The 7,908-nt window shown below is 35.3% G+C and carries 5 protein-coding genes and 2 pseudogenes; all 7 read left to right on the top strand.

All coding sequences use genetic code 11. From position 1 onward, the window contains the following. The coding region (locus IMO47_RS04265; RefSeq protein WP_242052601.1) for a helix-turn-helix domain-containing protein at positions 1-254 on the top strand (254 nt) is incomplete at its 5' end. 216 nt (positions 255-470) lie between these two features. Continuing rightward, a complete protein-coding gene (locus IMO47_RS04260) occupies positions 471-983 on the top strand; it encodes a hypothetical protein (protein WP_131262052.1) in 513 nt (170 codons plus the stop codon). 23 nt (positions 984-1,006) lie between these two features. Continuing rightward, positions 1,007-1,957: a hypothetical protein gene (locus IMO47_RS19555; RefSeq protein ID WP_227552402.1), complete on the top strand. Its 951-nt coding sequence runs from the start codon at positions 1,007-1,009 to the stop codon at positions 1,955-1,957. Then, a complete protein-coding gene (locus tag IMO47_RS04255) occupies positions 1,942-5,562 on the top strand; it encodes a helicase-related protein (protein WP_227552401.1) in 3,621 nt (1,206 codons plus the stop codon). Before IMO47_RS19555 ends, IMO47_RS04255 begins: the two co-directional genes overlap by 16 nt. A gap of 143 nt (positions 5,563-5,705) precedes the next feature. Further along, a complete protein-coding gene (locus tag IMO47_RS04250; RefSeq protein WP_168418592.1) occupies positions 5,706-6,191 on the top strand; it encodes a hypothetical protein in 486 nt (161 codons plus the stop codon). 308 nt (positions 6,192-6,499) lie between these two features. After that, positions 6,500-7,590: pseudogene (locus IMO47_RS04245) on the top strand (IS3 family transposase). Between the two features lie 111 nt (positions 7,591-7,701). Then, a pseudogene (locus IMO47_RS04240) lies at positions 7,702-7,839 on the top strand (IS982 family transposase); the annotation flags it as partial. Between the last annotated feature and the right edge of the window lie 69 nt (positions 7,840-7,908).

Raw genomic sequence — 7,908 nt, 5'->3', positions numbered from 1 at the left:
AAAATTTAGTTTTATGTAAATGTATTAAACCAGATATCTTAATCAACATGAAACATAAAGTTAAACAAATTACTCAAGATAGATTATTGCTATCTACTAGTGAGGCTGCTCGTTTATTAGGGTATGCAGAACAAACATTACGTAAATGGGCATTGTATGAAAACGGACCAATAAGTCCTATTAGGCATGGTCGCAGTCTTCGATGGAGTAAAGCAGAAGTCTATAAATTTGCTTGTGTCAAAGAAGAAGTCTAGAAAAATTGAGATAGTTTTTCATGCTATTGGCGTTCACTCTATTTAGAGGTAAAAAGCACGCAATAACAAGAAATACTATCTCATCCATAAAATTTATATACCTATTTTTTAAGAAATATCATCAGTTTAAATTGGATTTAGATTTAGGCTCTAGGCTTAGTCATGCTCAAAAAAAGTCTTAATGAAATTTTTATAGGGTAGGATTTGGAGTTAATAATGTCCAAAAAATATTCAAAATCAAAGCAAAAAGTCAAACATCGTAGTACGAGTCACTCGAAGATTGTGGTTGAAAAAACTCAATTGGACATACTTAAGACTGTACTTAATCAAACTGGCTCTAGTGTAACCCTGCAAAAGAAGGTCCAAGGCCAAATACTTACTTCAATTGCTAAACGAATCAGTGACGATCTTGAATGTTTTAAAACAGCATGTGCTTATTTACCGGATTCGATCAAGCAAGATCAGAAGGTTTGGGTTGAGGCTCAAACAAGTTATGTTTTTTGGTTCGAGCTTTTTCATTATTTAAAAAGTGCTTCAATTAAGAAGGAATCAAGAAATTATTTGTTTAACAGGATTTTTGAATATTTAAACCAAAAAGATAAGACGGAAATAAGGTTTTATATTAATAAGGAGGTGTTTAAAAAACGTGGATATTCTAATCATGAAAAATTATATAAAAGTGATTTTGTGAAATTTTTTAAATTGCCTAAGAATTTTAATGAGTATTAAGAGTTATTTTGGAGTTAATTAAAATGAGTGAAATTTTGAATAAGGAAGATCTTGAAAATCATTGTAATGATTTTGAGAAAAAAATTTCTGGATATGGTGAAAGACTTGCGGTTTTAAATTTTGAATATGTTCAAGATTTTCATTTGAATTTTATAGATAAAGATAGTTTTGAAATTCTAATAGATCGCTGTGAAATGTTGTATTTTAATATTTGCAAATATCAGCAAAGAACTAAATATAAGCATATATTGGGGTTTTTGAGTATCTCGATACTATGCAATAATTCTAGAAAATTAAATAATGGTACTAGAATTGAGATAAATAATAAAACTTTTGAAATTTTAAATTATGTAATGTTTTTGTCTGGATTGCTTTTGAAGCTTGATGACTCAGAATTAAAAGTCCAAAGAATAAACTATACATTGTACTTATTACTTAGAGTGGTGGGTAAAAACTTTGATAAATGTGTAGATGATGTATTAACCAATCTTGTTTTCTATTTTAGAGCAATTATAGATGTTGATCCATTAAAGCTTTCGAAAAAAGAATTTAGTAATTATGCTAAACATCACAAAGACCGAACAATTGCTACTTGTCTAGTTTTCAATGCACAGAAAAATAATCAGATTGAAAAATCATTAAATCGCTATTTAGATGAATATAGGGTGGCTGTTGAAAATCTCTACTATGATGAAAAAGTACAGGTGAATAGAAAAAAAGCTCAACCCTCACTTGAGGAAACAGAGGTTTCTATTTTAAGTTTCATTGCCCCACCTTTGATCACAGAAGGCTTCTCGGATTATTCGGATGCTCGTGCAAAGGATGATGATGAAAATGAAGATATAAAAAAACGTGAATATGATTTTAGTCAAGATGAGAGTACACGCAGAGTATCCTCTTTTGTTGATCATCAAGTATTGCGTCGATACCTCGATCATGTAAGCGAAAGAATAATCGTTTGGTTAAGTTATTAGCTTTAGGTGGGCAACTAGATCTAAGTGCTACTATTGATATAGATATTGCTGATGAATGGCTGAAATGTGCTTGGAAAGTTTTGACTCAAGATATAGCTATTTTAGAAAGTGATAATGGTCAATTTTTTATTAGACCACAAAAGTTCAAATTTTCATTGAATGAACAAGTATTTATTTGTCCCGTCACGCATAGATTAATTGATACTACCTTCAAAGGTATTACTCCGTATCTACCGACGGGTATTCCAAAAAGTAAAGAGGCTTTCATTTGTCAAAAGATTAAAATGCCGAATTTGAAGGTGTTTAGTTCCAATAAAGACCATCATGACAACATTCAATACATCCGTGACTTAATTGCTAATGATGAGACAATTAAGGAGCTGCGCTCTTTAAATTTGTGGAATGATCTTTGTGATCGAATTGTTGAAGGTGGTATGTACTATCGAGTTGCAGAACATTCAGCACAGCAAGCAAGTGAGCGATTACAAGACTACGAAAAGCGATTTAAAACAGGCGAAGTTAATGTAATGAACTGTTCAACCACTATGGAAATGGGGGTTGATATCGGTGGTATTTCAGCAGTGGTGATGAATAACGTACCACCACATCCTGCAAACTATCTGCAACGTGCGGGTCGTGCGGGTCGTAGTAAAGAATCTAGAGCACTTTCTTACACAATCTGTAAGTCAAATCCACATGATCAACAAGTATTTCATAACCCTAAATGGGCTTTTGAGACCAGTATTCCGGCACCTTATGTCGCTTTAAACTCTAAGAGATTGATCCAAAGGCATGTCAATTCCATGTATCTCTCTTTCTTTTTAAAAAATGAGATTGGAAATACAGATGCTGAGAAAACTAAATTAAATTTGAAGTGGTTTTATTTAGCAAATGGTGACGAAGATATTTCTGTTTGCAATCGATTTATTAATTGGTTAAAAGCCAATATTTATACATATTCTTATGCGCTAGAAAAATTAATCAAAGGTACCGATTTATCTTTTGATTCCGTTGAAAGTATTTTAGGGAACACTATCCAAAAAATCACTGAAATGCGTGATCAATGGTTAAGAGAATACCTGCGACTAGAAACACAGATGAGTGAGGCAGTGAAAGGTAGTGCTTACGCTTATAGATTAAGTATTGAAATGCGTAGACTCAGTGATGAATATTTATTAAGAGAACTTGCTGCTAAATGCTTTCTACCAGGGTATGGCTTCCCAACTGATATTGCATCATTTGAAACGACCAATGTCATTGACTACATACGTCAAAAGCAAGATAGAGATGCTGAAAAGCAACGAAAGTCTAGAGAAGATAATGTGTCTTTATTACGTGATATGCCAAGTCGAAATTTAGCTGTCGCTATTCGAGAATATGCGCCGGGTTCAGAAATTGTATTGGATGGAAGGGTTTTTAAATCCAAAGGGATATCATTAGCTTGGCATAATATTCATAGTTCTGATGCACAAGAAGCACAGAAATTTGATTTGGCATGGCGCTGTGTACATTGCGGTCAAAATGGATTTAATACAGATAGTGCAGTCGATATTAATAATGTTTACTGTGATAATCCAAGTTGCGGTGAAAAAATTCGCATAAATGAGCAACGTAAAGTTCTGCAGCCAACTGGTTTCGTTCATGATTTTTATGAAGAACCTAGTAACGATGTAACAACACAAACTTTCATACCTGTCCAAACCCCTTGGATCGCTGGAAAGGGGGCAAGATTAAGCTTGCCGAATAGTGCCTTAGGATTTATGGTTGCCGATACATCGGGGCATGTATTTAATTATAGTTCAGGTTTATATGGGCATGGTTATGCTGTGTGCCTTGAATGTGGTCGAGCAGAATCCCAAAAGGAAAAGGAAAAATTTCCATTGTCTCTTTCACCAGAGCAGAAACATTATCCATTAAAACCATCTAAACATGATCGAGAAAATGGGCAAAGAAAGTTCTGTGAAGGCAGTGAGCGTTTAATCAAAGATTTACATCTAGGTAGCTATATGACTACAGATATCTTTGAATTGGTGTTACATCACCCTGAACGTAATGAATATCTTACAGATAGTAAAGAAAATGAAAGTATAGCATTTACTTTGGCTGTGGCTTTCAGAAAAGCATTAGCGAAAAAGTTAGGTATATCAGCTAATGAATTGGGATATGGTAAGCGTCCAATATTATTAGATGGTAATCATCAGATTACAGCTATTCAGGTGTATGACGTCATTAGTGGTGGAGCAGGATTTGCGAGTTCAGCTCCTCGTCACATTGAGTCGTTATTATCTAGTATGGTCGATGAGCTTGAATGTCCGAAATATTGTGAGTCTGTATGTGCTCATTGTCTTTTGGATTCACAGTCACGACATCATTACAGTTTGTTAAATCGTCATGATGCTAAAAAGTGGTTAGGTGCAAACTATAAAAACTTTATTTCTACTGAAGAATTGTCATTCTTCTCTGGTGCACAATATTGGCCATATAGCTTGAAAGAATGCATTGAACACCATGTATCATTAGGTGCTAAGAAACTAATTTTGAATTGGGGTGGAGAATCTGATAGTTGGGAGTTGTTATCTCCTAGTGTTAAAAAAACAATTGCTAGATGGGCAGAGGATACAAGTTTAGAAATCGATATTTCTCTACCACAAACTATCATAGATTCTAAAGCATATTTGGCTGAGCTGAAATTTTTACAAACACACTTTAATGTACAATTTGTCGAAGGTGACAATATTCATCAATCTATTGTGGCACAACTATATTTGACAGATCGTATTGTTACAGTTGTTAGTCCTGATATGAATAGTCGTATACCAAATGAAGAGTGGTTGAATACAAATGCCATAGTTGGAGTTAGTGAAACTTATAAGTTACTGAGTGAGAAAGTCATAACATTACCAACTTTAGTGGAAAAAAATCAAAGCTCGATTGTGGGATTAGATCTTCTTGATCAATTGAATGTTGATTTATGTAGCTTTGGTCGTAAGTTCTGGAATTTGGTTGCTGAAAGTACTAGTGGGTTCGGAGAAATTTGCCGGAATGAAACTATAAAAAGTATTGAGTATTCAGATCGTTATATCAAGTCAGCTAGCAATATGTTGTTAATTGTTAGTTGGTTAAAGGGGCTTGAGGATCAAGTTGGAAATATTGGTCAGTTGAAGATTAAGACAGTTATTTCTGATGATGAGACAAAAGATTTACCAACGATCCTTCATCATGATTACCATAGTGTGAAACAATTTGAGAAGGTTTTTGAAAAACTATTAACTGATAATTTAGATATATCCCAAAAAGAAATAGATTTAATGACCTATGATAATGGTAAGGCTCTGTATCACAAGCGAAATTTAACTATAACTTTTGAGTCGGGGACTATATTTGATATTCAGCTCGATCAGGGGCTTGGCTATTGGAGATTATTTGAGAGTCATAAATTGTCACAACGAAATGTCTATTTTAATGCCCAAAAGGACTTCATAAGTGTTGCGAATGGACTTACAGATTTACAGAAGTTTTTAGTTGTTAAAAATGGTGAGCAGAATCCAACGAACATTTATGTCAAAAAGAGAGAGGGTGATTTAGTTGTAGCTGTTTCAATATAATAATGTGTGAAAAGTTTACGATTAAAAATACAAGTGATGTTTTATTACTTTAGATTGGCTATTTAAATTGAATAGCATTTCCATAGATGTGAAATAAATAATTTCAATTAACTGTGTCGTATATACAGAAAATGAGAGGGAAAATGAGACCAATTGGCTTAGACCGTAAATCTAAAGATTACTTAGATACTTTAAACATCGACCCTCATTATTTTGAAGAGCGTTTCATACCTATCGAAAAATTAATAAAAGCGAATCTTGCATTTAAGACGAAACTTGAAAACTTTAAACAATTTATTGATTGTTTAAGCGCAGATCGATGCTTTGCCTTATGGATTGGGGAAACAGAAGATTTAATCATACAATCTGAAGCGTGTTTGCAAAAATTTGCACATGATGAAATCATAGAACAACAATTTGTGGAAGAACATGTTGCTTTGGCAGATCGAATATTCGAGTTAGCCAAAGCACGGGTTTATGAAGGACATTGGGAATATGGCGTATCTCTGGAGGTCGATCAACAGTTTGATGATCTAACGGAGTTATGTCGTCGCATTTGGACAAAAGAAAGTAAGGCATGGATAACATTGGCAAAGGTATGGAAAAGTTGTAACCCAATAGGGATGTGATTTACAGGCTCTAATTAGCGATCAAAAAATTAGCCATTCCATTATCCTGATGACTGCCACTGCTTAATTATGTGTAATTAATTTACCCTTTAATTAGCTTATAGATCATCGTTCACAAATAACGATGATCTATAAGCAGAAAATAAGGCTTAAAAGTAAGCGTCCGCTGAATCCCATGCCTATTTTTTAATTTTGGTCGGATTTCCAGCGGTGTGGCAGTAATTCTTCTATTTGGGTGGTAATCCCCCCTAAAAATAAAAGGATCTAAAAGTAGAATTTTCTCTTAAGATACGAGCAGGAGATTCTGCATGAAAACATCTAAATTTACTGACAGTCAGATCATGTCCATCTTGAAACAGGCAGAATCTGGCACACCTGTAGCGACCCTTTGCCGTGAACACGGCATGAGTAATGCTACCTTTTATAAATGGCGTGCCAAATATGGTGGTATGGATACATCATTAATGGCTCGACTGAAAGAGCTAGAAGCCGAAAATACCAGACTTAAAAAGATGTATGCGGAAGAGCGATTAAAGGCCGAAATCATCCAGGAAGCGATGGCAATGAGTAGCACTGCTACGCAAGGGTAAAGCCATCTTGCCGGCGTAAGATGGCACAACAGGCAGTTGCCCAGCATGCCATTAGTATTCGTTTGGCTTGTAAAGCATTTGGCATTAGTGAAACCTGCTACCGCTATCAAGCCAAACTCAGCGATGACAATGCACTCATTGCTGAACAGCTCATTGAACTCACTGAGGAAAATTCCGACTGGGGCTTTGGTTTGTGCTTCTCGTATTTACGGCATGTTGAGAGTTGCTGCTGGAATCACAAGCGGGTTTACCGCATTTACTGTGAGTTGGCACTGAATCTGCGTATTAAACCGAGAAGAAGACTAAAACGGCATGCGCCTGAACCATTGAAAGAACCAATCCGAGAAAATCAGGTTTGGTCATTAGATTTTATGCATGATCAGCTTTCCGATGGTTGCAAGTTTCGATTATTGAATGTGATTGATGATTACCGCCGCGAAGGCCTAGCCATTGAAGCAGGGTTCTCATTGCCCACAATCAGGGTTATTCGTACGTTGAATCAATTGCTGGAGTGGAGAGAAAAACCGTTAGTGATCCGATGCGATAATGGTCCCGAATTTATCAGTCACGAATTTGTGCGCTGGGCTACTGAGCATGGTATTCGTATTGAATATATTCAACCGGGTAAGCCACAGCAGAATGCGTATATTGAACGCTATAATCGGACCATACGTTATAGTTGGCTGAGCAAGCATTTATTTGATACTTTGGATGAAGTACAAGATTATGCAACAAACTGGTTGTGGCATTACAACCATGAAAGACCACATCAAGCTAACAAAGGAAAGCCACCTCTAATGGCTGCTTAACCTCTACTTTTAACTTCGGTTATTTATGGGAGGATTACCAGTAGTAATCTTTAGTTTCATATTGATTGATCTCTGAGAAAATTATAGTGGGTACCGAAGAATGAATCACACAAATTAAAAAATTTACATCAACTTGAACATTCACGTCATCGTTCGGTGAATAACTTCATGGTGAATATCATGGCTGCTGTAGTGGCATATTGCTTGAACCCCAATAAGCCAACTTTCCAAAATATGCTAAAAGGCTAAGTGGATTTCATCGAACTCAGGTTAGAGAACATAATTGAGCTTATCAAATTTTGGGGGCAGAAAAACCCA

This window comes from Acinetobacter sp. Res13-Abat-PEC15-P4-01 (assembly GCF_015676285.1).
GTDB classification, from domain to species: domain Bacteria; phylum Pseudomonadota; class Gammaproteobacteria; order Pseudomonadales; family Moraxellaceae; genus Acinetobacter; species Acinetobacter nematophilus.
Note: the sequence above shows the minus strand (reverse complement) of the source record. Positions and strands in the feature narration are given on the sequence as shown.

Coding starts and splice junctions, on each gene's coding strand:
- IMO47_RS04260 (WP_131262052.1), top strand. CDS start 471: ATGTCCAAAAAATATTCAAAATCAAAGCAAAAAGTCAAACATCGTAGT.
- IMO47_RS19555 (WP_227552402.1), top strand. CDS start 1,007: ATGAGTGAAATTTTGAATAAGGAAGATCTTGAAAATCATTGTAATGAT.
- IMO47_RS04250 (WP_168418592.1), top strand. CDS start 5,706: ATGAGACCAATTGGCTTAGACCGTAAATCTAAAGATTACTTAGATACT.